Raw genomic sequence first — 26021 nt, 5'->3', positions numbered from 1 at the left:
ACCGAGGGGGCTCGAGCGGGCCGGCCGTCGCTCGAGCGAACGACGCGGCAGACCCCGAGGACCGAACGAACGCACGTTCCATGCGCCGCGCACCGACGCGCACGGCGCATGGAACGCGTGGTGCCGAAACCAGTCACCCCACGCGCTCGAGCAGAGTCGGCGAGGTCCGACCTCGCCGCCGCGCTCAGCGTTGGTTGATCAGCACCGACACGTCGTTCGAGGTGCCGTTCGCCGTCACCAGATCGAGCGCGCCGTCCCCGTCCAGGTCCCCGATCGCCACCGAGGAGGGATCGTCGCCCGCAGCGAACGCCGTCGCGGCGCCGAAGGTCCCGTCGCCCGCGCCCAGCAGCACCGACACCTCGTCCGAGAACACGTTCGCCGTCACCAGGTCGAGCGCGCCGTCCCCGTCCAGGTCCCCGATCGCCACCGACTGGGGATCGTCGCCCGCAGCGAACGCCGTCGCGGCGCCGAAGGTCCCGTCCCCCGCACTCAGCAGCAGCGACACGTCTTTCGAGTTGTTGTTCGTCGTCACCAGGTCGAGCGCCCCGTCCCCGTCCAGGTCACCGAGCGCCACCGAGGTGGGTCCGTTACCCGCGCCGAAGGCCGCGGCGGCGCCGAAGGTCCCGTCCCCCGCGCCCAGCAGCACTGACACGTCGTTCGAGTTGAAGTTCGCCGTCACCAGGTCCAGCGCCCCGTCCCCGTCCAGGTCACCGATCGCCACCGAGAAGGGGGAGTCCCCCGCGCCGAAGGCCGTGGCGGCGCCGAAGGTCCCATCTCCCGCGCCCAGCAGCACCGACACGTCGTTCGAGTTGCGGTTCGCCGTCACCAGGTCCAGCGCGCCGTCCCCGTCCAGGTCCCCGATCGCCACCGACCGGGGAGAGTCACCCGCGCCGAAGGCCGCGGCGGCGCCGAAGCTTCCGTCCCCTGCGCCCAGCAGCACCGACACGTCGTCCGAGGACCGGTTCGCCGTGACCAGGTCGAGCGCCCCGTCCCCGTCCAGGTCACCGATCGCCATCGAGATCGGAGAGTCGCCCGCGCCGAAGGCCGCGGCGATGCCGAAGGTCCCGTCCCCCGCGCCCAGCAGCACCGACACGTCGTCCGAGCCGCTGTTCGCCGTCACCAGGTCGACCGCGCCGTCCCCGTCCAGGTCCCCGATCGCCACCGACTGGGGATCGTCGCCCGCAGCGAACGCCGTCGCGACGGCGAAGGTCCCGTCCCCCGCGCCCAGCAGCACCGACACGTCGTCCGAGTTGCGGTTCGCCGTCACCAGGTCGAGCGCCCCGTCCCCGTCCAGGTCACCGATCGCCACCGAGGAGGGATCGTCGCCCGCAGCGAACGTCGTCGCGGCGCCGAAGGTCCCGTCCCCCGCGCCCAGCAGCACCGATACGTCGTCCGAGGACCTGTTCGCCGTGACCAGGTCCAGCGCCCCGTCCCCGTCCAGGTCCCCGATCGCCACCGAGAAGGGAAAATTCCCCGCACCGAAGGCGGTGGCGGCGCCGAAGGTCCCGTCCCCCGCGCCTAGCAGCACCGACACGTCGTCCGAGGTCGCGTTCCCCGTCACCAGGTCGAGCGCGCCGTCCCCGTCCAGGTCCCCGATCGCCACAGACAGGGGACTGTCGCCCGCAGCGAACGCCATCGCAGCGCCGAAGGTCCCGTCCCCCGCGCCCAGCAGCACCGACACGTCGTCCGAGCCGCTGTTCGCCGTCACCAGGTCGACCGCCCCGTCCCCGTCCAGGTCCCCGATCGCCACCGAGGTGGGAGCACTCCCCGCACCGAAGGCCGCGGCGGCGCCGAAGGTCCCGTCCCCCGCGCCCAGCAGCACCGACACGTCGTCCGAGCCGCTGTTCGCCGTCACCAGGTCGAGCGCCCCGTCCCCGTCCAGGTCACCGATCGCCACCGAGAAGGGACCACTCCCCGCACCGAAGGCCGTGGCGGCGCCGAAGGTCCCGTCCCCCGCGCCCAGCAGCACCGACACGTCGTCCGAGCCGCTGTTCGCCGTCACCAGGTCGAGCGCCCCGTCCCCGTCCAAGTCCCCGATCGCCACCGACCGGGGAGAGTCACCCGCGCCGAAGGCCGCGGCGGCGCCGAAGGTCCCGTCGCCCGCGCCCAGCAGCACCGACACTTCGTCCGAGTTGCCGTTCGCTGTCACCAGGTCCAGCGCCCCGTCCCCGTCCAAGTCGGCCGTCGCCACCGACTGGGGAGAGTCGCCGACCGGCACCCGCAGCCCCGGGAACGCGAGCCTCGGCGCGGCCCCGCCACCACCGCCGCCACCCGAGCAACCGCTCAGCGCGAAGGAACCGAACACGACGGGGAAGAGAACCAACGCGGTGCGGAGCGTCGAGGACATGCGGAACTCGTTGGGGTGGGGGGGGGGGAAGGGCCGAGAGCCGCGGTGCGTCGAGGCCCGTGTCCGTCCAGTGGACGATGCGTCGCAAGAGCCCTAGAGCCTACAGCCCTCTCGATCTCGGTGGGGTGCCCCTCGCGGACGCGCCGACGACGCGCCCTCACGGTACCCGCCGTGCCTCACGTCGACGAGTCGCACGAGGTCGGCGACCCGATCGGGGCGACGCCGCCTCGCGCTCGAGCGCGACGAATCGAAACTTCGAGTCGCTCGAACGAACGCACGTTCCATGCGCTGCGCACCGACGCGCACGGCGCATGGAACGCGTGGTGCCGAAACCAGTCACCCCACGCGCTCGAGCAGAGTCGGCGAGGTCCGACCTCGCCGCCGCGCTCAGCGTTGGTTGATCAGCACCGACACGTCGTCCGAGGTGCCGTTCGCCGTCACCAGATCGAGCGCGCCGTCCCCGTCCAGGTCACCGATCGCCACAGACGAAAGTCTGGTGCCCGCGCCGAAGTCCGAGGCGACGCCGAAGATCCCGTCCCCCGCGCCCAGCAGCACCGACACGTCGTTCGAGGTGAAGTTCGCCGTCACCAGGTCGAGCGCGCCGTCCCCGTCCAGGTCCCCGATCGCCACCGACTGGGGATCGTCGTCCGCAGCGAACGCCGTCGCGGCGCCGAAGGTCCCGTCCCCCGCGCCCAGCAGCACCGACACGTCGTCCGAGTTGCGGTTCGCCGTCACCAGGTCGAGCGCCCCGTCCCCGTCCAGGTCAGCGAGCGCCAAGTCGGTGGGCTGTAGCCCCACACCGAAAGCCGTGGCGACACCGAGGGATCCGTCCACCGCGTCCAGCAGCACCGCGACCGCGCCGCACACCGCGAGCACCGATGCAACGGGAGGTCGGGAGCGTCGAGTCATGGTCGCGAAGTGGTGGGGTCGGCGATCCCTCGCGGCCGCGCGCCGGAACCACGAAGCACCGCAGCTACGCGGCGACGACCGACGATGCCGCGATGCGCGACGCCGTGAGGCACAGCGACGGATCGCGTCGAGCGCTGGAGCGGCTTACCGATCACCGCCCGAGCAGCACCGAGATCTGGTCGACGGAGTTGGCCGCAGTGACCACGTCCAGGCGCCCGTCGCCGTCGAGGTCGCCGAGCGCCACGTCGAGGGGGCTGCTGCCGGACCGGAACGCGAGCGGTGCATCGAAACTCCCGCTCCCGTCGCCGAGCAGGACCGTCACGTCGTCGGACTGGGCGTTCGCGGTGACCAGGTCGAGCACGCCGTCGCGATCGAGATCGCCGATCGCCACGGACCGCGGTTCGTCGCCGGCCGCGTGCGACACGGCCGACGCGAATGTTCCGTCACCCACCCCCAACAGCACCGACACGTCGTCGGAACCGGAGTTCGCCGTCACCGCGTCGAGCACGCCGTCGCCGTCCAGGTCGGCGAGGGCCACGTCGTCGGGCGCACCACCGACAGCGAAGCTCGCGATCGCGCCGAAGCTCCCGTCGCCCACGCCGAGCAGCACCGAGACGGTGTCGGCCGTGCGATTCGCAACCACGATGTCGAGCGCTCCGTCACCGTCCAGATCACCCAGCGCCACCGCATCGGGGCTCGCGCCGGCGGAGACTTCCACGCGCGGGACCGCGAAGGTTCCGTCGCCGACGCCGAACAGCACGGACACCGCGTCCAGCGACGGAATCGCCGAGACGAGTTCCAGCGCGCCGTCCCCGTCGAGATCGCCGATGGCCAGATCGGTCGGCGCGGCGCTGACTCCCCACGCCAGTTGGATGCCGAAGGTGCCGTCACCCACGCCGAGTCGCCGCACCACTTCCTCGGAACCCGGGTCCCCGTTGACGAGATCCAGCACGCCGTCGCCGTTCAGGTCCGCCAGACGGATCACCGCCGGATCGAACCCGAGGAAGTAGTCCTGGGGCGGTTCCAGCTCGCCGTCGCCCACGCCCAGCAGGACCTGTGCGCCACCGCCGCCATCGGTCGAAGCCACCACGTCGAGCACACCGTCCCCGTCCAGGTCGCCGATCGCCACCGACCGCGGCTGGTCCGGCACGTCGAACAGGCGCACCGCGTCGAAGGCCCCGTCGCCGCCGCCCATCAGCACCGTCACGTTGGCGCCCCCGGCACTCGTGACCGCCACGTCGAGCCGGCCGTCCCCGTCCACGTCGTCGAACGCCAGCGCGGTGGAGTTGTCGCCGCTGAGGAAGCTCTCGGACGTGCCGAACGACCCGTCGCCCGCTCCCAGCAGCACCGTCACCGAGTCGGGATTCGAGTCGGCCGCGACGATGTCGAGCGCGCCGTCGCCGTCCAGGTCCACGAGCGCGATCGCGCGCGGGAGCCTGCCGCAGGCGAAGTCGGTCGCCGCGGCGAAGGTCCCGTCGCCGACGCCGAGCAGGACCGACGCGCTGTCGTCGCTGAAGTTCGACGTCACCAGGTCGAGCACGCCGTCGCCATCCACGTCCCCCGCGGCGACCGACTGGGGCGAGTTCCCGACCGCGTGGTCCACGGCGGCTGTGAACGAGCCGTTGCCGACGCCCAGCAGCACCGACACGTCGTCGTCCTGGGAGTTGCTCGCGACCAGGTCGAGCGCGCCGTCCCCGTCCAGATCGGCGGCGACGAGCGAGGTCGGTTCGGCTCCGACCGCCAGCGCGACCGGCGCCGCGAAGGTCCCGTCCCCGACGCCGAACAGCAGGCTCAACTCGCCCGCGAAGAAGTTCGCGACGGCGAGGTCGAGCACGCCGTCCCCGTCCAGGTCGGCCGCCACCACGGCCTGCGCGCCGTTGCCCGCGGCGGCGCTCGTCGCGGCGCCGAACGTCCCGTCGCCGACGCCGAGCAAGATCGACACGTCGTCCGAACCGTTGTTCGCGGTCGCCAGGTCGAGCGCGCCGTCCCCGTCCAGGTCGGCCGCCACGACGCCGATCGGAGCGCCCCCGACGGCGAAGCTCTGGGCCGCTCCGAAGGTCCCGTCGCCCGCCGCGAGCAGCACCGAGACCGTGTCGCCCGTCAGGCTGGTGGTCACCAGGTCGTCGCGGCCGTCCCCGTCGAGGTCGGCGAAGGCCACGCCGAACGGGATGGATCCGACGGGGTACTGGGCGCCGGCGAAGAGTTGTCTGGGCGGGGCCGGAGAGCTCGACCCGCCGCCGGAGCAGGCCGGGAGGACGAGGAGGAGGGGGGCCAGGAGAGCGGCGGAGGACGAGAAGGAGGGACGGATCGACGGCATGGGAGCGTTGGTGCGAAGCGGGCCGGAAGTGGCCGCACCCTCCGAGCGCCGTCCGCGTGCCCCACCTGTCACCGAATCCGATTCTGTGGCATCGCCCCCTCGGTGGACCGCCCGGCTCAGAGCTGGTTCGACAGCACCAGCACGCTGTCGAGGGGTCCGTTCGTCGTGACCAGGTCGAGGTCCCCGTCGCCGTCCAGATCGGCGAGCCGCACTGCAGCTGGACCATTTCCGGCCACGAACGCCGTCGGACTGCCGAACGTCCCGTCCCCCGCGCCGGCGAGCACCGTCACGTCGTCCGACCCGAGGTTCCCGGTGACCACGTCGAGCGCTCCGTCGTCGTCCACGTCAGCGAGCGCGACGGCCGTGGGACCGTCGCCGGCCTCGAAGTTCGTCGCGCTGCCGAAGGTCCCGTCGCCCGCGCCGAGTAGCACCGCGACCTGGTCCAGCGCGAACATCGCGACCACCAGATCGAGGTTCCCGTCGCCGTCCAGGTCGCCGAGCACTCCCGACCGAGGCTGGTCGCCGACGCCGAAGTGCGTCGCCGCGCCGAAGGTCCCGTCGCCGACACCGATGAGCACCGACGCGTCGTCCGAGTCCTGGTTCGTCGTCACCACGTCGAGGTTTCCGTCTCCGTCCACATCGCCGAGCAGGACCGAGTTGGGTCTGTCACCGGTGGCGAAGACGAGCGCGATCGCGAGCGTCCCGTCGCCCACACCGAGCAGCACCGACACGTCGTTCGAGGTCGAGTTCGCAGCCACCGCGTCGAGGTTCCCGTCCCCGTCCACGTCACCGAGCGCCACCGCATCGGCCCCGTTACCCGCCGCGTACGCCGTCGCGCTGGCGAAGCTGCCGTCGCCCACGCCGAGGAGCACCGACACGTCGTCCGACACCAGGTTGGCCGTCACCAGGTCGAGAGCTCCGTCGCCGTCGAGGTCGCCGAGTTCGGCCGCGTTCGGTCCGTTGCCGGCGCCGAAGGCCGTCGCGCTGCCGAAGGTCCCGTCTCCCACGCCCAGCACGACCGACACGTCGTCGGAGGAGGAGTTGCACGTCACCAGGTCGAGTGCGCCGTCCCCGTCCAGATCGCCGACCGTCGCTTGGACCGGCTCGTCGCCGACCGCGTACGCACTTGCTCGGACGAGCGAACCGTCGCCCGCCCCGAGCAACACGACGACGTCCTCCGAGTCGCGGTTGGCGACCACGAGGTCGAGTTCGCCGTCACCGTCCACGTCGCCGAGGGCGACGCCCTCGGGCTCGGTCCCGGCTCCATACGTGATCGCACCGCCGAAGGTCCCGTCGCCCGCGCCCAGGAGCACGGACACGTCGTCCGAGAAGTAGTTGCCAGTCGCCAGATCGAGCGCGCCGTCGCCGTCCAGATCGCCGAGCGCCACGGCGCTGGGCCCATTGCCGGCCCCGAACGCCGTCGCGGCCCCGAACGATCCGTCCCCGACGCCCAAAAGGACCGACACGTCGTCCGAGTCGAAGTTCGCAGTCACCACGTCCAGCACGCCGTCGCCGTCGACGTCGCCGAGTTCCAGCGCACCGACACCGCTCCCGGCCGCAAAGGTGGTGGTTGCGCCCAGCGTTCCGTCGCCCGATCCCAACAACACCGACAGCGCGCTCGGATTCGCGACGACGACGTCGAGGTTCCCGTCCCCGTCCAGATCGGCGAGCGCCACCGCGCGGGGCGAGTTGCTCACCGCGAACGAGGTCGCCGCGGCGAACGCACCGTCTCCAACACCGAGCAACACCGACACGTCGTCCGAAACCAGGTTCGCCGTCACAGCGTCGAGGCGGCCGTCGCCGTCCAGGTCGCCGAGCACGACCCCGGAAGGAGCGTCGCCGACCGCGAAGGTCGTGGGCGTGCCGAAAGGCGGACCTCCAGCGCCGCGCAGGACGGTGATCCGGTCCAGGTTGGGATTCGCCACCACGAGGTCGAGGACGCCGTCCCCGTCCACGTCGCCCGATGCGAGCGCGGCAGGCAGTGCGCCGGCCCTGAGAGAGGTGGCTGTCGCGAAGGTTCCCGCTCCTTCCCCGAGCAGGATCGACACGTCCCCCGACATCTGGTTCGCCGTCACGAGGTCGAGGATCCCGTCGCCGTCCAGGTCCTCGAGCTCGACCGCGAGCGGGCGGAAGCCGACCCCGAGACGCAGGCCGGGGAACAGCGCCGTCGGTGCGGCGGTGGTGCCACTCCCGCCGTCGCTGTTGGAGCAGCCCGCGAGCGCGGAGGTGGCGAGCAGGAGAAAGCCGGGGGCGGCCGCGGGGTGGAGAGCCATGCGCGATGGAGGGTCCGTTCGATCGGTACGGTGTCAGGCACGCAGGTGCCACCGGCCGTCGATGTCGCTGTGATCCGCAGCAACATTGGCAGCAGGTGGCACCTGCGTGCCTGACACCGTACCGAAGCTTCGACACGCTGAAGGCCCTACACGCGCCACTCCGGATCCTAGACTCGACCCATGCTCCGCTCGCTCGCCCCGCGCGGCCTCGTCGCCGCCGCCGTTCTCGCCTGTCCGTTCGTCCTGGGTCTGCGGGTGGGGATCGATCCCGGCGCGGACCCAATCGCCGCCGCGGCCGAACCCGCCGCCGGGATCTGGCACCCGATCGGTGGGTGGGAGCCACGCTGGCTCCGCTTCACGGCGCGCGACGACGAGGACGAGGACGCGTTCGCAGACGTGCCCGAGGGCGTGCTTGCGCACACGGCGGCGCGCACGGCACAGGACCCGGAACTCGGTGCGCGCCTCGAGCGAGTGTCCGTCTCGTGGATGCCCGACGGCCTCGAACTGTGGCTGTGCGAGCAGGACCCGTTCACCATCACTTCGGCCGATCGGTGGATCCTGCTCGTGCGCGATCCGGTCAGCGGAGCTGTGTCGCGAACCCCCGGCCTCGGATCGGAGCAGTGGATCTGGGGCGAGGATCCGCGCGTGCGCTTCGTCGACCTCGACAGTGACGGCCGCAACGAGATCGCGCTCCGGCAGTTCCACCACAACGGGACCGCCGACGACGACGACCTCGTCGACTTCTTCACCGTCCTGCCCGATCTGAGCCTGCGCCTCGACCTGCGGCACCGCACCGACGGCAACGACTTCTACTCCGAGGGCCAGTGGGGGGCAGTGCGATCACAGCTGCTGCGTTCGCCGCGGGGCGAACTGCGCTCGGTCATGTGGCACGAGAATCGCAAGTTCAACGTGCAGCGAACACCGATGGGCCACGTGGACCTGGCGCGCGACGAGACGGGGCGCTTTCGAGTCGTGTCACGATTCGTCGAGCCCGCGATGGAGGGCGACGAACGCAATGCAGCGAGCTACCTCGACGGCTCGGTGCGGCACCCCGACCAGCAAGACTGGCCGGCCCCGCGGGTGAAGTGATCGGTGCGTTCTTGACTGATGATTCGACCAGCCTCGATCTCTACACCCCCGTCGATCGCCAGCAGGCCGCTAGAGCGGATGGCCGCGCCCGCTCGCCTCGCTCCCGATCGTGGCAGCCACTGAGCTCCACGAGGCCGGCCTGACGCCAAGATGCCCCACCAGTCCGAACTCGAGCTCGAACGAATCGTGAGGAGACTGCTACCAATCCTCTGGCCTGCTGGCTTCGAATTCGAGTTGAGTGAATTGGGAGTCAACTCGGGAGGGTCGTTCGCGGCGGGCTTCTTCTCGCGGCCACCCATTCGAATCGGACTGATCGTGCGCGGAGCACGGCTCGGGATGCCGAACTACGTCCTGGGATCCGGTGTCAGCATGAAAAGCCACTGCGACCTGGTCCGAGTGCTTCGGTGTGAGAACGAGCCTCTTCTGAAGTGGGACGAGGACAACTGGAGGCTTGTTGGCGAGGACGGTCAAGACGTAGTCGAGGCCCTGGCGTGGGACCTGTCGAACATCATCCTTCCAGCTATCGACGCAGGTGAAGGACCGTTTCGGGAGGCCGATCTGGTCAGGTGAGCCGTCGAAGTGCCACGTCGGCGATGGCTACGGGGGTGGGCCCAGCTTGCACGCCGGTGAAGTGATCGGTACGGCGTCAGGCACACATGTGCCACCTGCCGCGCCGAGTCGCTGCGAATCGCAGCGACGTCGGCGGCAGGTGGCACATGTGTGCCTGACGCCGTACCGATCACTTCACCGGCGTGAACGCGAACGACTTCTGCATCGCCGTGCGCTCGCCGCCGATGTTGTCGAGCACGGTCTGACTGATGTCGCCCGTCGGGTACTCGCCCGTGAAGCAGGCGTTGCAGAACTTCTCGATGTGCGGGTTGCCGCGGCGGGCGGCCTCGTTCATGCGCTCGCGATCCAGGTACACGAGGTGGTCGACCTCGAGCAGCTTCGCGACCTCGTCGTTCGAACGCCCGGCGGCCACGAACTCGGTCTTCGTCGCCATGTCCACGCCATAGGGGCACGGGGACACGAGCGGCGGGCTCGTGCTCGCCAGGTAGACCTTCCGCGCACCGGCCTCGCGCGCCATACGCACGATGCGAAGGCTCGTGTTGCCGCGCACGATGCTGTCGTCGACCAGCAGCACGTCCTTGCCCTCGAACTCGAGCTTGATCGTGTTGAGCTTGCGACGCACCGAGTTCTGGCGGCTGTCCTGGCTCGGCATGATGAACGTGCGCCCGATGTAGCGGTTCTTCACCAGGCCCTCGCGGTACGGCACGCCCATCGCCGTCGCCATCGCCATGGCCGAGTCGCGCGAGCTGTCCGGGATCGGAATGACGGAGTCCGGGATCGGCGCGCCGCTCTCCTTCCACTGCTCGGCGAGCGCCTCGCCGAAGCGGATGCGCGTCTTGTAGACCGACACGTCGTCGATCATCGAGTCGGGCCGCGCGAAGTAGACGTACTCGAAGATGCAGGGGCGGTGCGGTTTGTCACCGATGACGCGGCGGATCGGTTCACCGCCCTCGGGCACGAACATCGCTTCGCCGGCGCCCAGGTCGAAACGGTGCGTGTAGCCGTTGATGTCGAGCGCGACACTTTCGGACGCACAGGCCCAGTAGGTGCCGACGCTGCCGTCACGCGATCCGACGCAGATCGGCTTGATTCCGTACGGGTCGCGGAACGCCACCAGACCGACGTCGGGCAACGCCGCGATCACCGAGTAGGCGCCGCGCACTTCTTCGTAGACCGTCTTGACCGCGGCGAAGATGTCCTCGCCGGTGACCTTCGCGCCGGGCTTCATACGGGCCGACAACGCGCGCACGAACACGTACAGGATCACTTCGACGTCGCACGAGCTGTTCAGGCGCGTGCCCGAGCTCTCGAAGTGCTTGACCTTCAGCTCCTGGAAGTTCGTCAGGTTGCCGTTGTGCGCCATCGCGACGCCCACGGGGAAATTCGTGTGGAACGGCTGAGCGTCCTCGGCACCACCGCCACCGATCGTTGGGTAGCGCACGTGCCCGACCCCGAGATTTCCGCGCAAAGCCTCCATGTGGCGCTCGCTGAACACGTCGCGCACCAGACCGAAGTCCTTGCGCGTGTGGAACGTGTCCGTGAACGTCGTGATCCCCGCCGCGTCCTGACCGCGGTGTTGGATCGCGAGGAGCGCTTCGTAGATCTCGGCCGCGACGTCGGAGCCGGCCGGGCCTTGGATGCCGATGAATCCGCACATGGTTGGGTGGGTCCCGGCCGCGATGGGCGCTGCGGTGTGCGGGCGCTCGTGGGTCGTGCTCGCGGGGTCGGGAAGCGCGAGATCCTACGTCGCGCGAGGTCGCGGGAACACCCGGCCAGGAGGGATCGTCGAGGAGGTCCGCGCCGTCCGTCGGGGACCGCACCCACGGACCGCCGGATAGGATCGAGGCACCGCGCGCCCCATCCCGTGACCCGACCCCGATCTCCCATCCCGATGCAGCGGCTGCAGCGCGCCGACCAGCGCCTCGGCCTCGTCGCCTGTGCGCTGCTGCAACCGCTCCGACTGCTGCCGCGCGGGCGTGCTCGCGACGTCGAGCGCGTGCTGCTGGTCAAGTTCTGGGGCATCGGCAGCCTCCAACTCCTGACGCCCGCGGTCCAGAGCCTGCGGCGGCGCCACCCCAACGCGCGGCTCGAACTCTTGACCCTGCGGCAGAACGGCGAGTTCGTGCGCGGGCTGGGCGTGTTCGACGAGGTGCTCGAGCTCGACGTGGACAGCTCGGGTTGGCTGCGCCTGTTCGGACGCATCACGCGCGCCCTGTGGCGGCTGCGGCGGCGCGGCTACGGCGCGGTCTACGACTTCGAGTTCTTCACGCGCTTCTCGGCGATCGTCACGGCGGTCGTCGGTGCACCGCTGCGCGTGGGATTCGAGTCGCCGCGGATCTGGCGCGGGCGCTTCCACACGGCGACCGTGCCGTTCAACCGCTACTGGCACGTCGCGCGCAACTTCCGCTGCCTCGCCGGGGGTGAGAACGGGCGCGCCGTCGAGCCCGAAGACCTGACGCCGCTGACGGTCTCGGATACGACGCGCGAGCGCCTCGACGCCCTGCTCAGCGAAGAAGGTCTGGGCGGAGCGGGGCCCTTGATCGTGCTCAACCCGAACGCCGGCGCCCTGTCGCTCGAGCGCCGCTGGCCGACCGCGAACTTCGCCGACCTGGCGCGCCGACTCGCGCGCGAACTGCCGGGAGCGCGCGTGGCGCTGATCGGATCGCGCGGCGAGCGCGACTACACGGGCGAGATCTTGGCCCAGGCCGGCGAGGGGCTCGGCGCCGCGGCGAACCTGGCGGGGCGGCTCGACGTGGCCGAGCTGGGGGCGCTGCTCGAGCGCGCGGACCTGTTCGTGGGCAACGACTCGGGGCCGATGCACCTGGCGGCCGCGCTCGGGACGCCGACGGTCGGGCTGTTCGGGCCCGAAACGCCCGTGATGTACGAGCCCATCGGGACGCGGACGCGCGCGCTCTATCGCCCGCCGGCCTGCAGCCCCTGCATCAACGTCCACGACAACAAGCTGTCCGCCTGTTGGCGCGGGCGGCCGGAGTGTCTGTTGAACCTCGGTGTCGATCTGGTCGAGGCCGCGGCTTTGAACCTGATTCGCGACGACGGAGTGCGATCCGGGCGCGTCGAGGTCGAGGCGTGAGCGGTCCGATGCGCGTGCTCTTGCTCAATCCGCCGGGGAAGCGGACGTACATCCGCGACTATTTCTGCTCCAAAACGACGAAGTCGAACTACCTGTTCCACCCGGTCGATCTGGTGGTGCTGTCGGGCACGGTCGGTTCGGAGCACGAAGTGGCGGTGTTGGACGCGATGGCGGAGCGGCTCGATCCCGCGGCGGCGAGCGCGCGGATCGCCGAGTTCGCGCCCGACGTCATCGTCGCGCTCGTGGGGTCGGTGAGCTGGGACGAGGACCGTGTGTTCCTGGCGGGCGAAGCGCGGAAGGGTCGGCGTGTGGTCGGCATCGGCGACGTGCTGCACGAAGCCAGCGAAGCCCGCATGCGCGAGGAACCGTGGTTGGACGCGTGCTTGCACGTGTTCGCCAACGGGGACGTGCTGGCGTGGTTGCGGGGCGTCGAAGATGTCGAGGATGTGGAGGCGCCGAACGTCGCTGTCGTTGGAGACCTTTCGCGTGGCGGCGCGTCGGCGATGAGCGACGAGGCCGCGGTGGAGCGAGGCGTGGAACTCGGCGGCGCGCTCGCGAGCGGCGAGGTAGGTCCTGGCTCCGATCCTGCGGACCGAGCTCGCGGCGTGGACGGAATCGACGCACCGGGTGGCGCCGGCACCGCGCTCGGCGACGACGGACTGCCCGCCGCCTGGAGCGCGATCGAGGACATGACCGTGCGCGGGGCGGACGGCGAACCGGTGCGGTTGTTGCGCCTGGACCGCAAGAAGCGCAAGGGCGGCTTCCGCGTGCCGCGCCCGCGCCACGAGCTGTTCCCCGAGCACGGCTACCGCTTCTCGTTCGCGCGCGACGGTCGTTTCGCGACGGTGCTGAGCGACTACGGATGTCCGTATCCGTGCACCTTCTGCGTGATCGGAACGCTGGGCTTCCAGACGCGGCCGGTCGCGGACGTGCTAGAGGAACTCGATGCCCTGCGCGCTCGCGGCGTGCACGAAGTGTTCTTCATGGACCAAACGTTCGGCGTGGTGAAAGGGCGCGGGCTCGAGCTGTGCGCCGCGCTGGCCGAACGCGGTGACCTGAGCTGGACGGCGTTCACCAGGCCCGACACGGCGACCGACGATATGCTCGCCGCGATGCGGGCCGGCGGATGCCACACGGTGATCATGGGCGTGGAGACCGGCGAGTCGGAGCTGTTGGCCGCGTACGAGAAGGGCTACGACGTGCCCGAGGTCGAGGCGGCGTTCGCACGCGCGAAGAAGCATGGCCTGCGCACCGTCGGCACGTTCATCATCGGATTGCCGGAGGAGACGGAGGCGACGCTCGAGCGCACGTTGAACCTCGCGCTGCGCCTGCCGCTCGACTTCATGAGCTTGAACATGGCCGTGCCGCGTTTTGGAACGAGTTTCCGCGGCGCTGCGCTCGCGATGGGCCTGGCCGAGGAGAGCGACCTCGTCATGGACCAGGGCGGCGCCGAGGCGTTCCTGCCGACCAATACTTTGGATCGCGCGACGATGCTGAAGCTCAAGAAGAGCTTGGTGCGCAAGTTCTACCTGCGGCCCGGATACCTGTGGCGGCGGCTGAAGGACGTGAAGAGCCCGCGCGAGCTGGGACGTCAGGTGCGCGAAGGTTTGGCGCTCTTGCGATTGAACGTATGAGCGCCGCGAGCCCGACCCCGGAGGAACTCTTCTTCGAGCTCTTCGAGTCGCTTCCGCGCCAGGGGCCGGGGTCGCGCGCGTGCACGGAGCGCGCGCTGGCGGCGTGCCCCGACCTGCCGCGAGCGCCGTGCGTGCTCGACCTGGGCTGCGGCGGCGGGGCGCAGACGTTCGACCTCGCGGAGCTGACGGACGGTCCGATCGTCGCGCTCGACCGGCACGCGCCGTTGGTGGAGCAGCTGCGCGCACACGTCTTCGAGCGCGGCCTCGCCTCGCGTGTGCTTCCCGCGGTCGGCGACATGGCGCGCCTGCCGCTCGGCGACGCGAGCGTGGACCTGGTGTGGTCCGAGGGAGCGTTCTACAGCGTCGGCCTGCGCCCGGCGCTGGTGGAGGCCCGCCGCGTGCTGCGAGCGGGCGGATACCTCGCGTTCACCGACGCCGTGTGGCGCACGGACGACGCGCCGGACGAGGTGCGCGCGATGTTCGCCGACTACCCGTCGATGGGGGGCGTCGATGACCTGCTCGCAGCTGTCGCCGAGGAAGGCTTCCAAGTGCTCGAGCACTTCGTCCTCCCCGACGCGGCTTGGTGGGAGGACTTCTACGCGCCGATGGAGCGGCGGATCCGGCAACTGCGGGCCGCGAATGCCGGCGACTCCGACGCGCTCGCGATCCTGGACGAGCTGGCCGCCGAGCCCGAGCTGCACCGCCGCCACGGCTCGACCTACGGCTACGCGTTCGTGGTGGCGCGGCGGTGAGCCAGCCGTACGGTGTCGCACACCACTGCGGTGGTCGACCCGAAGGAAGTACCGGAGCAATCCTGGCCGAGTTGCTGCTCGCTCCGCTACACGCGCCCCATCGACGGGCGAAGCCGATCGGGCCCCAAGGCCTGCCTTGGGCGCGCCACGAAGCGCTGACCCACGACGGGCGGGGACGCGACAGGGGGCATCACCCAGCAGCCTGCCGATTGGAATTGCTCCGGTACTTCCTTCGGGTCGACCACCGCAGTGGTGTGCGACACCGTACGCCTAGATCACCCTGACTCCACCCACGCGACCTAACCACGCTGGCCGACAAGCGACTCCGGCCAACTTGCGCCAAGAGCGGTTAACCCTCTACTGCCAGCGATCCATCCCCAGAAGGGATTGGAAACATGACTAGCACTCAAGACCGACTCCCCCAGGCCATGCAAACCATCACACATCGAAACATCTCCCGACAAACTGCTACGGAGCCTAGACGCTATAGACTGCGCCGCCTCAACAACCTCACCACTGCCAACACGACCACTTATCACGATATCGCACAATTCCTCCTCACCCTCCGGTGCCCGACCATTCACTCCACGGTACCACCAAGGGTTGGACACCCTAAAGCAGAAGACAGGCACTCCATCTCCTCCAAAAGAGACCCCGCTGACCTTTGGAAGAAAATACTCTACACGCTGAAACACTCCATCATACTTAGAGGTCCACGCCCCGGCAATCAAGCGCTTGACGCCGAACGAACGGTGCCCCAGCCGCTTGCCAGTGCGCCCACCGCCCAGCAACTCAACCTCTTCAACACGCGCGTTACCACTAAGCTCCGCCTCAAGAGGCTCGAGACCCTCCAGGCATTGACCAACCTGGGCCCACCCTGGCATACGCCAGAGCAACTCCGGCCCCCTGTACTGAACAACCCAGCTGTGGTAACTCAACTCCCGCCAATCCACTTCATTACCTCTCACTGAACCCTCCTCCTTTGTGGTGCTCACGAAACACCTGCCGCCTCGCGTTGCGGCGGCTGGCACCCGCCTCGGTTTCGCTTGAGAAGTCCACATCGCTCGAGCGTGACCAGGATCGCCTCGCGTTCGGCGAGGCGTCGAGCACGCCCAGGCTTCGACCCTAGCGCAGCCCGCGCCAGCGCGCCACGCACCTTCTTCCACAGGCTCGACCGGCGCGTCAGGGCATCGACGTGGAGCGGCATCTCGAAGACCTGCTCTAGCTGTGGCGTCCAGGGAGGTTGTTCACTCGGGACTCTCCTGGATCATGGGTGTGTACCACCACATCCAGACCAAGGAGAGACCGAGTGAAGCTGCATCGTAACGCGAAGACGACCCCCGCCCAGAGACTGCACATGGTGCAGCGTCACCTGCTGGAGGGCTGGGACGTGGCCTCGCTGGCTGACGCCGGAGGCGTCAGCCAGCGAACGGTCTGGAAGTGGATCGCTCGCTTCCGCGCGGAGGGCATCTTGGGCCTGGAGGATCGCTCCAGCTGCCCTCATCGCATCGCGAATCGCACCGACGACCGGACGGTCGAGCGCGTCCGCAAGCTCCGCCACGCGCGTCTGGCGGCGTGGCAGATCGCCGAACTGCTGGACCTGGCCCGGTCCACCGTTTCGGCCATCCTCGTGCGACTGGGGCTCTCGCGGCTGCGTCTGCTCGAGCCCAAGGAGCCGGTGCGTCGCTAGGGGGTACGGCGTCGCACACCACCGCGGGGGTACGGCGTCGCACACCACCGCGGTGGTCGACCCGAAGGAAGTACCGGAGCAATCCTGGCCGAGTTGCTGCTCGCTCCGCTGCACGCGCCCCATCGACGGGCGAAGCCGATCGGGCCCCTACGCCTGCCTCGGACGCGCCACGAGGCGCTGACCCACCACGGGCGCGCACGCGACAGGAGGCATCACCCAGCAGCCTGCCGATTGGGATTGCTCCGGTACTTCCTTCGGGTCGACCACCGCAGTGGTGTGCGACACCGTACGGAAGGTTTTTCCGACCTGCGGGCACGGTGATCGTGGCGCAGGGCGCTGGACGAGGCCGAGAGGCGTGATCCGGCGCGGGCACGGCCAGCGGGATACCTATTGATGGAGCCGAACGGTGGGGCACGCTCGCCCCGCCGCACCTACTGCGTGTTGAAACCGAACCGTCTGCGTCTCGCCACCTTCGTTGCCGCCTCGTTCACGGCCGCGCTCGCGACCGTCGCGCCGCTCTCGGCCGCACCGGCGCTCGCCCCGGCGGCCCAGCAGCTCGGCCGCACCACCGCCAGCGTCGCCTTCGAGGCCTCGCACAGCGCGACCGCGGACGAAGCCACCGCGCTCCATCCGGTCACCGTCGTCCTGAGCCTGCGCGGCGGTGGACGTCTCGCGCGACCGCTGACGGTCGAGGTGGCGACCGGCTCGACGGCGCAGGCCCCCGCCACCGCGACCGCCGGCACCGACTTCGCGGGCGTTCGCCAACGCCTCGTCTTCCCGCGCGGCTCCAAGGATGGCGCGACGCGCACGGTGTTCGTGCCGATCCAGGACGACACGCTCGTGGAAGGTGACGAGACGTTCGCGCTCCGGCTCGCGAACGCGGTCGGTGGCGCGCTCGGCCGCCGCACCGCGCACGTGGTCACGCTCACCGACGACGAGCACGCCGAGTTCGACTTCGCCACGTCGACGAGCGCGACGGCGGACGAGTCCACCACTTCGCACGCGATCGCGGTGCTCCTCGACGGCACGCCCGGCGCGACGCTCGCGAACGACCTCTACGTCGACGTCGAGCGCGTCCGCGGAACCGCGACGCCCGGAGCAGACTTCACCCTGACGACGACGACGCTGCTCTTCCCGGCCGGCTCGCCGATCGGGGCGACCGTCGACGCGACGCTCGACGTCCTCGACGACGGCGACAGCGAGGGCGACGAGACGGTCGGCCTCACGCTGCGCGATCCGAGCGCGCCCGCCGTGCTCGGCACCGCCCGCGCCCACATCCTCACGATCACCGACGACGACTTCGGCCCGGCGCCGACCGTGCTCGGCTCGGCGCGCTTCCTCGACGTGGACTCGAGCGGCACGGCGAACGCCGGCGATCGCGTGGTCGTGCCCTTCACCGACCCGGTCATCGTCGGCAGCTCGGCCACGGACGCGCTCGCCCTCCTCGTCGCCGACGACACGTTCGGCAACGGTGCGACGCTCTCCGCCGGTCCCGCCGCGAACGAGGTCACGATCACGCTCGGCGTCGGCGCCGTGCTCAAGGCGCGCCACGAGTTCGCGGTGCAGTCCCTCGGAGCGAACGCCGCCACCGGCATCGACGTAGCGCCGAACATGGCGAGCGGAGCGATCGCAGCGGCCGGCGGGTCCGACGCCGCCGCCTCGTCCGCGCTCGATCTCGTCGCCGGCTGGGTGAACACGGGCCAAGCGCTCGGATCCTTCGACGCGCGCGCCATCACGGTCGGCGACGTGGACGGCGACGGCGACCTGGACGCAGTCATCGGCAACCTCGACGCCCCGAACACGGTCTGGACGAACGACGGGCACGGCGTGCTGACCGACTCGGGCCAACTGCTGGGCTTCAGCGCGACCCGCGACGTCGAACTCGGTGACGTGGACCTGGACGGCGATCTCGACCTGGTGGTCGGCAACGACGCGCAACCGGACGAGGTCTGGCTCAACGACGGCGCCGGCTTCTTCACCGATTCCGGTCAGGCGCTCGGCGCGTCCAACACGACCGGCATCGCCCTGTGCGACTTCGACGCGGACGGCGACCTCGACCTGGTCGTGGCCAATTCGCTCCAGGCCAACACGATCTGGTTCAACAGCGGCGGAACGTTCACGTTCAGCGGCCAGGCCTTCGGCGCCAACACGACCAACGCGGTCGCGCTCGCCGACGTGGACCGCGACGGCGACACCGACGTGATCTTCGGCAACTTCATCGAGGACACGACCCTGTACCTCAACGACGGCGCGGGCTTCTTCACCGACAGCACCCAGGGCCTGCACGGCCGCTCGCTCGCGATCCTCGCCGGCGACATCGACGCGGACGGCGACGTGGACATCCTGCGCGCGCGCGACGGGGCCAACACGGTCTGGGTCAACGACGGCACCGGCCTGTTCGACTTCCCCGGCCAGATCCTCGGCACCGACATGAGCAACGGCGCCGTGCTCGCGGACCTCGACGGCGACGGCGACCTCGACCTGGCGTCGGCCGACGACTGGGGCTCCGACCACGTGTACTGGAACGACGGCGCGGGGACGTTCACCGACAGCGGACTCGACTTCGGCTACGACGACTCGAGCGCGATGGCGGCGGGCGACATGGACGGCGACGGCGACGAGGACCTCGTGGTCGCGAGCCGGACCGGCGGCTGTCGCGTGCACCACGCTTCGCTCGCGGGCGTGTGGGGCAGCGCGACGCTCGTGGACGGTGGGCAAGCGCTGGCCAACGGTCTCGAACGCGGCCTCGACACGGGCGATCTCGACGGCGACGGCGACGTGGACCTGGTGCTCGCGATGGACGGCGCGAACGAGGTCTGGACGAACGCTGCGGGCGCCTTCGCGAACACGGGTCAAGCGCTCGGATCGGCGACGACGACGAGCGTGCGCCTCGGCGATCTCGACGGCGACGGTGATCTGGATCTGGTCGCGGGCAACGACCTCGCCGGTGATCGCGTGTGGTTCAACGACGGCAGCGGCGTGTTCGCGGACTCGGGCCAGAGTCTCGGCACCGCTGCCACGAGCGCCATCGCTCTGGGCGATCTCGATCGCGACGGCGACCTCGACCTGGTCGTCGCCGCGGCGGGCGGCCAGCCGGACGCGATCTGGTGGAACGACGGGAACGGCCTGTTCACCGACTCGGGGCAAATGTGGGGCGCCGTCGACTCGCGCGGCGTCGAACTCGGCGACGTCGATCGCGACGGCGACCTGGACATCGCGATCGCGGTGCACGGCGGCGGTGACTTGGTGTGGCTCAACGACGGCAGTGGCCTGTTCACCGACTCGGGTCAGTCGCTCGGTCTGGCCGACACGGCGCGTCTGACGCTCGGCGACGTGGACCGCGACGGCGATCTCGATCTGATCGAGCTGTTCGACGTGTCGGCGACCTCCGACGCGCGCCTGTGGCTGAACGACGGCAGCGGCCAGTTCACCGATTCGGGCCAGTCGATCGGCGCGGGCGGTGCGACGAGCTTCGTCCTCGCCGACGTGAACGGTGACCGCGTGCTCGATCTGATCGTGGCCGACGCGAGCGGCGAGAACCTGTGGCTCGGCGACGGTTCAGGAGGATTCGGTGCGGCGACGTCGATCGATTCGCCCGCTGTGACGGTGGTCGGACTGGCTCTGGCCGACTTCGATCGAGACGGCGACCTCGACCTCGTGTCGGCTCGCGACGGTTCGCCCGACCGGGTGCTCGTGAATCGCTGAGATCGAGTATGGAGCCAGTATGTGGCGAAGTCCTTGGACCGTCTTCAGGATCGAACGTCGTCGGGGGGTGGGTCGTGAGCCATGTCGAGCGACTCGTGGATCATCCGCAAGCGGTAGGTGGCGTTCGACATGAAGTGCCCGATCGCCAGAGCGAACAGGCCGATGACTGCCGCGAGCAGGTCGGCGGACATGCCGCGCGAGCCCTGGCCGCCGAACGTCACGATCCAAGCGAAACTGCTGAGGACGACACGCAGGAGCGGCAGGAACCCCACCAGGACGAAGACGCTGAGCCCCGCCAGCAGGTACCCGATCCCGATGTGCCGCGCATGCGCCGGGCGCGGCGGCCACAGGCGTTCGCGCCAGGCTTTGAACCTCCGGTCGGTCTTCTCGAACAGGTAGTGGGGCGGTCGATCGGGAGGCGCTTGCGGCAGGTCGGGCGGGTCGGTGGGTTCGGTGGTCACGGCAGGATGTCCACGGGTTCAGAGTCTCGGAGAGCAGGGCGAGCTGTGTCGCACACCATACCGATCCGGTCGTTCGGTGCGGCGTTCGAACGCCACGACCGGTGGGGCGAAACAGTCGCCGCACCCAAGTCGCTCGCTCCGATTCGTGCCGCCCTGCGGTGACAACGCTCTTGTGCGACGCCCAGAGCTCGCGAGGGCCGCGTCTACCCCTTCGCGCCCTTTCGAGCCTTACTGTCCGTGATGGGGATCTCGGTCTCCCACTCGATTCCGGCGCGGCGCGCAGCGCGAAGGTGGGCGGCGGCGTCCTTCGTCTCAGGGGCGTAGCTGTCGAGCGCTTCGACCGCGCGAACGACGAGGTCCTTCTCCGTCGCAAGTGAAGCCGCGAGCACCTTCGCCTCGATCCCGTAGGCGTCGGGCGCGAGGACGAACACGTCCGCCTTGGCGTCGAACCCGTCGAACGCGCGCAGGCCTTCGTCGCCCTCCACGATCACGTAGTGCGCGCGACCAAGCGCGTGCTCGTCGAAACACAGCGCAGCGAGCCGTCCACGCAGGGCGGCGTCGGCATCCTGACGCTCGCGCTGACTCGCATCCTCGTCGAGACGCAGCACACCGACGACCAGTGCGAGCGAGTCGCAGGCCGCCACGTTCAGCGCGAGCCGCAGGTCGGGCAACGTCGGCAACGCGGGCTCTTTCGCCGCCTTCGACGGCTCGTAGTTCTTCGAGACGCGCACGAGCTCGCTCGCCATCTCCGCTGCGTCCGCGTACGCGAAACCCGGCCCGCGACCCGCCCGTGAGAGCTTCGTCCGACCGTCCGGCGCGAGCAGCGCGAAGACCGTGTTCTGGAGCGTTCCGTCGCGCCCGCTGAAGAGGTCGACCAGGAATTCAGCCTCTTCTTCGCTCTCGTACGACGCGGGACGGACGCAGACGAAGGCACGCGACGCGCGGACGACTTCCGTGTGAGAGAGGAAACTCCCCTCTACTTCGCGGTAGCCCGGTCACCACATGCCGGGCGCGCCGCTGCACGACGGCGACGCCGAATGGACGAGGATCGGACGATTGGTGCGCGCGGCCTCGTCCAAAGCCTCGTCGAGCTGGGTGAACCAGACGATGCGCTCGGGGAAGGCGCGTTCGTCGGATTCGGCCGCTGCTGCTCGGTCGTCCTGCGCGGGGACAGGAGCGTCATGGGCGACGCCTGCGTGAAGTGCGAACGCCAAGGCGATTTCGATGATCATGTGAGAAGGCCTCTTTCTGGTAAGGACGTGCGACGCGGTGGCAATGGTGCCCACGTCGGTCATCGTCAGTGTCGCTCCAGCTACGCGAGGCCGTCGGCCCGAGTAGGATCGGGCGCTGCCAGTGGACGGTGCGCCGTTGCGAAAGGCATCGCGCTCGAGTCCGCGCCGCACGCCCGTGCCCGTCAACGCGGCACGAGCTCGACCCAGCGCCAACCACTGGCGTCGCGCACCCGCGCCCGGACGAGCTCGACGCCAACGAACTCGAAGGGGCCGATCTCGTCGAACGGTCCGGCCTCGGCGGTAGGGGACGACTCCGTCCCGGCGAACACGTACCACCCGTCCGCGCGCCGCCCGGAGTATGCCCAGCGCTCGCCGCGCGCGTCGAATCGAACCTCGTCGACCGCGTGCAGCGGCTCGCCGAGAACCCCGTCGATCGCGTTTGCATACCTCAGCGGACTGCCCTTCAGCGGCAGACGCACGGCCAGGCGCCCATTTGGCCCGAAACTCGGGAAGGCCTTCACCGCCTCCGGATGACGTCGCTCGGTGACGACGAGCCGGTCGCCAATCCGCTCCATCAGGTGCAGCGCGTACTCGTCCTCGAGGACCCAGGCCGCGATGCGTGCGCCGTCGGGTGTTGCAACGGCCCAATCGGCCCAGGCCGCCGCGCGGTGCTCGCTCACCGCCACGACGTGGAACCCGTCGCCGCGCCCCTCGGCCAGTGCGATGCGCCAAGTCGTGTCCGCGTCGCCGTCCGCCGGCACGTACTCGAACGCGAGCCACGCCCCCTCACCGGTCCAGGTCGGAGTCACGACGTTGAATTCGCGTGCAAAGCCGTTGTCAGGCACTTCGCGCACCGCGTATCCGCCGCGACCGACGCCGTACCCCAACAGATCGATGCGCTCGCCGTCACGCGCAACGAGCACGAACGGCCACGTCGCCGTCCTCGCGCTCTCACTCGCGGCCGGTCGCGGTCCTTCGAACACCGCGGGCGCACGCCGCTCTGCGCCGCGCGAACCGTCGGCTCCTTGGCACCCGAACCCGAACAGGAGAGCGAGCGCGACGGCGGCGCGTGCAGTTCCGAGTCGTCCGAGCATGTCACGCAGTCTACGGAGCCGGACGGTGACGGCTCCGAGCCGGCGTGCGCGATCACTCCCGGTCGAGTTCGGCGACTCGCCGCACCAGGAAGCGCCGCTCGACCGGATCGTCGGCCAACTCGATGGCGCGCGAGTAGGCAGCGCGTGCATCGGCCGGCCGCCCCAGCCTGCGCAACAGATCGGCCCGCGTCGCGTGCAGGTACAGGTAGCGATCGAGCTCGCCCGCCGCCTCCAAGGCGTCCACGCGCGCGAGCCCGGCCGCGGGGCCGTCGATCTCGGCCACGGCCACCGCGTGATTGAGCGCGACCACGGGCGTCGGCTCGACGCGCTCGAGCACTTCGTAGAGCGCCACGATCTGGGCCCAGTCCGTGTCGGACGCACGCTCCGCGTCGGCGTGCACCGCGGCGATCGCAGCCTGCAGCGCGTACGGCCCGGGGGCGCCGCTCGACAGCACGAGCGCGCGCTCGACCTCCCGACGTCCCGCGTCGATCAGGTCCCGGTCCCACAAGCTGCGATCCTGATCGGGCAGGAGCACCAACTCACCGCTCGTGTCCGTCCGTGCCATGCTCCGCGCATCGGTGAGCAACAGGAGCGCCAGAAGGCCGGCGACTTCGCCGTCGTCCGGCAGCATCTCGACGAGCAACCGCGCGAGCCGCAACGCGTCGCGCACGAGGCCTTGACGCTCGACGCCGTCGCCCGCACCGGCCCCATTGCCGGCATTGAAGATCAGATAGACGACGCGCAACACCGCAGCGAGCCGCTCCGGCACGACGTCCTCGGGCGGCACGGCGAACGGGATCCCCGCCGCTCGGATTTTGGTCTTCGCGCGCACCAGGCGCTGGGCCATGGTGGCGTCACCGACCAGGAACGCGCGCGCGATCTCGTGCGCGCGCAAGCCGCCAAGGGTGTTGAGCGTGAGTGCGATCCGCGCATCGATCTCGAGCGCCGGGTGGCAGCACGTGAACACCAGCCGCAGGCGATCGTCGTCGGTCGGCAGGCTGTCCTTCGCCAGCAGGAATTCGTGGTCCACCTCGTCCTCCGCTCGCGTCTCAATCGCGTGTGCGCGTTCGTGGCCGTCCACGACCGCCCGCGCCCTTCGCGCCCCGTCGACGAGGCGGCGTCGCGCGACACCGAGCACCCAGGCCGCTGGCACGTCGGGCACGTCGGGCACGCCGTTCGCCGTCCACTGCTCGGTCGCCGCCGCGAACGCCTCCGACAGCGCGTCCTCGGCCGCGATCAGGTCGCCGCCGGTGCGCCGGGCGAGCGCCGCGAGCAACGCGCCGTACTCCGCGCGGAACACGGTCTCGACGCTCGCTCGCGCGCGCTCTCCGGCCGACGGACTCACTCGGCACCCATCTCCCAGACCGGGCGCACCTCGACCGAACCGTGCTTCGCCGAGGGCACCTTCGCCGCCCAGGCGAGCGCCGCGTCGAGGTTCGGGACCTCGATGATGTAGTAGCCGCCGAGCTGCTCCTTCGTCTCGGCGAACGGGCCGTCGGTGGTGACCGTGTCGCCGTTCTTCACGCGCACGGTCGTGGCCGTCGCGGTCGGTTGCAGGCGCGCGCCGTCGACGAACGCACCGGCCGTGGCGAGCCCTTCGTGGAAGGCGCCGTACTCGGCCATCAGGGCCGCGTCTTCGGCCGGGGTCGACTTGGCTTCTTGGGTCTCGTCGCCGTGGATCAGGAGCATGTAGCGCATGGGGGTGCCGGGCCGGTGGGCCGGGCGTCGTGGGTCGGAACTCGATGTGGGGCGCCGCTCGGCACCCTCCGACGCGCCGTCGAACGGGCAGGCCGGACTCGACAGGGAATTGGAAGAAACGGAGTACGGAGTACGGTGTCGCACACCACAGGGGTGGTCGACCCGGGGAGTACGGTGTCGCACACCACAGGGGTGGTCGACCCGAAAGAAGGAGTACGGTGTCGCACACCACAGGGGTGGTCGACCCGAAAGAAGTACCGGAGCAACTCCGGCGGCCACGGCCGCCCGCCTGCCCCGCACCGTACCCACGTATCGATTGAGCGCCTCGCCGAAGACCTCTCCGTCAGAGCCCTGTACCGGGGGCTCCCGGTCAGGTCGGGATTGAGTACGGTGTCGCACACCACAGGGGTGGTCGACCCGAAAGAAGTACCGGAGCAACTCCGACGGCCACGGCCGCCCGCCTGCCCCGCACCGTACCCACGCATCGATCGAGCGCCTCGCCGAAGACCTCTCCGTCAGAGCCCTGTACCGGGGGCTCCCGGTCAGGTCGGGATCGGCCGCTGACGCGCCCCCTTGCGTGCCACCGACCAGGATTGCTCCGGTACTTTCTTCGGGTCGACCACCCCAGTGGTGTGCGACACCGTACGGGGGCGGCGGCGATCAGCCTCTCAGCCCAGGTGCCGCGCGCGCAGTTCCGCGAGCAGCCCCTCGCGATCGGCGCGCATGCGTGCGATCAGGCCGGCGGGGGGGCCCTTCTCGCCGGTGCCGCGGTGGTCGACGCCCCACAGCACCATCTCGATCAGCAGCGGCGCGAGTCCGAGTCCGGCCTCCGTGGGGCGGTAGAGGGCCCTGCGGCCGTCGTCGGGGTCGGGCTCGCGGACGACCAGGCCGGCCTCCTCCAGCCGCCGCAGTCGGTCCGTCAACACGTTCGTGGCGATGCGCTCGCGCGAGGAGAGCAGCTCGGTGAACCGCAGCTTGCCGCCGAAGAGCAGGTCGCGCAGGACGAGCAGGGTCCACCGGTCGCCCACGACGTCGAGGGCGTAGGCGATCGGGCAGTCGGAGCGGCAGTCGCGGGCGGCGGACATGGGATCAGTCTAGCGGAGGCCCGCGAATTCACTTGCACTTCGCAACCGACAAGATAGCTTGCAACTCGCAATCG

General features: G+C 70.2%; 19 protein-coding genes. 7 read left to right on the top strand and 12 right to left on the bottom strand.

Translation table 11 applies throughout. The features are described from left to right. Nucleotides 1–184: 184 nt before the first annotated feature. The 4 genes from Pla163_RS00435 to Pla163_RS00420 form a co-directional block, all read right to left on the bottom strand. Nucleotides 185–2347: a beta strand repeat-containing protein gene (locus Pla163_RS00435; protein ID WP_145181895.1), complete on the bottom strand. Its 2163-nt coding sequence runs from the start codon at nucleotides 2345–2347 to the stop codon at nucleotides 185–187. 387 nt (nucleotides 2348–2734) lie between these two features. Next, nucleotides 2735–3256 carry an FG-GAP repeat domain-containing protein gene (locus Pla163_RS00430; RefSeq protein WP_145181892.1) on the bottom strand — a complete coding sequence of 174 codons (522 nt, stop codon included), beginning with the start codon at nucleotides 3254–3256 and terminating at the stop codon, nucleotides 2735–2737. A gap of 151 nt (nucleotides 3257–3407) precedes the next feature. After that, entirely contained in the window at nucleotides 3408–5573 is a 2166-nt protein-coding gene (locus Pla163_RS00425; protein ID WP_145181889.1) for an FG-GAP repeat domain-containing protein, read from the bottom strand. Nucleotides 5574–5689: 116 nt separating this feature from the next. Continuing rightward, complete coding sequence (locus Pla163_RS00420) at nucleotides 5690–7846, bottom strand: beta strand repeat-containing protein (protein ID WP_145181886.1); 2157 nt, start codon at nucleotides 7844–7846, stop codon at nucleotides 5690–5692. A 180-nt stretch (nucleotides 7847–8026) separates the two neighbouring features. On the opposite strand from Pla163_RS00420, the gene Pla163_RS00415 reads away from it, so the two are divergent. Beyond that, a complete protein-coding gene (locus Pla163_RS00415; protein WP_145181883.1) occupies nucleotides 8027–8935 on the top strand; it encodes a hypothetical protein in 909 nt (302 codons plus the stop codon). Between the two features lie 150 nt (nucleotides 8936–9085). Further along, nucleotides 9086–9505: a hypothetical protein gene (locus Pla163_RS00410; protein ID WP_145181880.1), complete on the top strand. Its 420-nt coding sequence runs from the start codon at nucleotides 9086–9088 to the stop codon at nucleotides 9503–9505. A gap of 169 nt (nucleotides 9506–9674) precedes the next feature. Here Pla163_RS00410 and purF read toward each other — a convergent pair whose 3' ends face one another. Next, nucleotides 9675–11162: an amidophosphoribosyltransferase gene (purF, locus tag Pla163_RS00405; RefSeq protein ID WP_145181877.1), complete on the bottom strand. Its 1488-nt coding sequence runs from the start codon at nucleotides 11160–11162 to the stop codon at nucleotides 9675–9677. Between the two features lie 234 nt (nucleotides 11163–11396). Between purF and Pla163_RS00400 the strand changes: the two genes are divergently transcribed. The 5 genes from Pla163_RS00400 (at nucleotide 11397) to Pla163_RS00380 (ending at nucleotide 20377) form a co-directional block, all read left to right on the top strand. Beyond that, nucleotides 11397–12596, top strand: coding sequence for a glycosyltransferase family 9 protein (locus tag Pla163_RS00400; protein WP_145181874.1), 1200 nt, complete (start codon nucleotides 11397–11399; stop codon nucleotides 12594–12596). Beyond that, nucleotides 12593–14230, top strand: coding sequence for a B12-binding domain-containing radical SAM protein (locus Pla163_RS00395; RefSeq protein ID WP_145181871.1), 1638 nt, complete (start codon nucleotides 12593–12595; stop codon nucleotides 14228–14230). The genes Pla163_RS00400 and Pla163_RS00395 overlap by 4 nt, the downstream gene beginning before the upstream one ends. Then, nucleotides 14227–14982: a class I SAM-dependent methyltransferase gene (locus Pla163_RS00390; RefSeq protein ID WP_145181869.1), complete on the top strand. Its 756-nt coding sequence runs from the start codon at nucleotides 14227–14229 to the stop codon at nucleotides 14980–14982. The genes Pla163_RS00395 and Pla163_RS00390 overlap by 4 nt, the downstream gene beginning before the upstream one ends. Before the next feature lie 1309 nt (nucleotides 14983–16291). Next, nucleotides 16292–16672 (top strand): leucine zipper domain-containing protein, encoded by a 381-nt coding sequence (locus Pla163_RS00385; RefSeq protein ID WP_145181868.1) that lies wholly within the window; start codon nucleotides 16292–16294, stop codon nucleotides 16670–16672. Between the two features lie 438 nt (nucleotides 16673–17110). Then, entirely contained in the window at nucleotides 17111–20377 is a 3267-nt protein-coding gene (locus Pla163_RS00380) for an FG-GAP repeat domain-containing protein (protein ID WP_419186152.1), read from the top strand. Between the two features lie 44 nt (nucleotides 20378–20421). Here Pla163_RS00380 and Pla163_RS00375 read toward each other — a convergent pair whose 3' ends face one another. From Pla163_RS00375 to Pla163_RS00340, 7 genes are all read right to left on the bottom strand, one after another. Next, nucleotides 20422–20838 carry a hypothetical protein gene (locus tag Pla163_RS00375; protein WP_145181864.1) on the bottom strand — a complete coding sequence of 139 codons (417 nt, stop codon included), beginning with the start codon at nucleotides 20836–20838 and terminating at the stop codon, nucleotides 20422–20424. A 203-nt stretch (nucleotides 20839–21041) separates the two neighbouring features. Beyond that, on the bottom strand, nucleotides 21042–21584 hold the full coding sequence (locus Pla163_RS00370) for a hypothetical protein (RefSeq protein ID WP_145181862.1): 543 nt from the start codon (nucleotides 21582–21584) through the stop codon (nucleotides 21042–21044). A gap of 249 nt (nucleotides 21585–21833) precedes the next feature. Further along, entirely contained in the window at nucleotides 21834–22124 is a 291-nt protein-coding gene (locus tag Pla163_RS00365; RefSeq protein ID WP_145181860.1) for a hypothetical protein, read from the bottom strand. A 128-nt stretch (nucleotides 22125–22252) separates the two neighbouring features. Beyond that, nucleotides 22253–23164, bottom strand: coding sequence for a hypothetical protein (locus Pla163_RS18530; protein ID WP_419186151.1), 912 nt, complete (start codon nucleotides 23162–23164; stop codon nucleotides 22253–22255). A gap of 52 nt (nucleotides 23165–23216) precedes the next feature. Next, nucleotides 23217–24464: an RNA polymerase sigma factor gene (locus Pla163_RS00350; RefSeq protein ID WP_145181846.1), complete on the bottom strand. Its 1248-nt coding sequence runs from the start codon at nucleotides 24462–24464 to the stop codon at nucleotides 23217–23219. Between the two features lie 41 nt (nucleotides 24465–24505). Further along, nucleotides 24506–24862: a YciI family protein gene (locus Pla163_RS00345; protein WP_145181844.1), complete on the bottom strand. Its 357-nt coding sequence runs from the start codon at nucleotides 24860–24862 to the stop codon at nucleotides 24506–24508. Between the two features lie 668 nt (nucleotides 24863–25530). After that, nucleotides 25531–25947, bottom strand: coding sequence for a winged helix-turn-helix transcriptional regulator (locus Pla163_RS00340; RefSeq protein WP_145181842.1), 417 nt, complete (start codon nucleotides 25945–25947; stop codon nucleotides 25531–25533). Nucleotides 25948–26021 lie beyond the last annotated feature (74 nt).

The sequence above is a fragment of the Rohdeia mirabilis genome (assembly GCA_007750655.1).
Classification (GTDB): domain Bacteria; phylum Planctomycetota; class UBA1135; order UBA1135.
The sequence above is the reverse complement of the archived record's forward strand: the minus strand, read 5'-3'. Positions and strand labels throughout refer to the sequence as shown.